Source organism: Bradyrhizobium cenepequi (assembly GCF_020329485.1).
Taxonomy (GTDB): Bacteria; Pseudomonadota; Alphaproteobacteria; order Rhizobiales; family Xanthobacteraceae; genus Bradyrhizobium; species Bradyrhizobium cenepequi.
Genome location: NZ_JAGKJI010000186.1, coordinates 1 through 656 on the forward strand (window position 1 = coordinate 1; position 656 = coordinate 656).

At 59.8% G+C, this 656-nt stretch carries 1 protein-coding gene; it reads right to left on the reverse strand.

The annotated features are described in order from the left end of the window. A partial coding sequence (locus J6497_RS40860; protein WP_225709775.1) for an IS630 family transposase occupies positions 1–656 on the reverse strand: 656 nt, incomplete at both ends.

A 656-nucleotide genomic window follows, 5' to 3' on the forward strand; every position in this document is an offset into this window, starting at 1 on the left:
ACCATGTTGAGCCAAGAGGCCGAGGTCGGCGTGAAGTGCAAATGGAAGCGTGGGTGTGCCTTGAGCCAACGCTTTACGGCTGGTGTCTTATGGCTGGCATAGTTGTCAACGACCAGATGGAGATCGAGGCCAGGCGGGGTCTGATGATCAATCAGCTTAAGAAAGCGCAGGAACTCTCGGTGCCGATGCCGAGGCATGCAGGTGCCGATAATCTTGCCGTCCAACATGTTGAGCGCCGCGAACAAGGTCGTGGTGCCGTTGCGCTTGTAGTCGTGGGTCATGGTACCGGCGCGGCCCTTCTTCATCGGCAGGCCGGGCTGGGTACGGTCGAGGGCCTGGATTTGGCTCTTTTCATCGACGCAGAGGACCAGCGCCTTGTCCGGCGGATTGAGGTAGAGCCCGACCACGTCCTCCACCTTGGCGGCGAAGTTCTTGTCGCGCGAGACTTTGAAAGTGTCGACCAGATGCGGCTTCAGCCCATGCGCATGCCAGATCCGCTGCACACTGCTGTAAGAGATGCCAACAGCCTTCGCCATGCTGCGCACGCTCCAATGGGTCGCATTCGGCGGTTTCCCGTGCAGCGTCATGTGCACCACCTGTTTGATCTTTTCGGACGGCAACGGCTTGACGCGAGATGGTCGCGTCGCGTCCTTCAG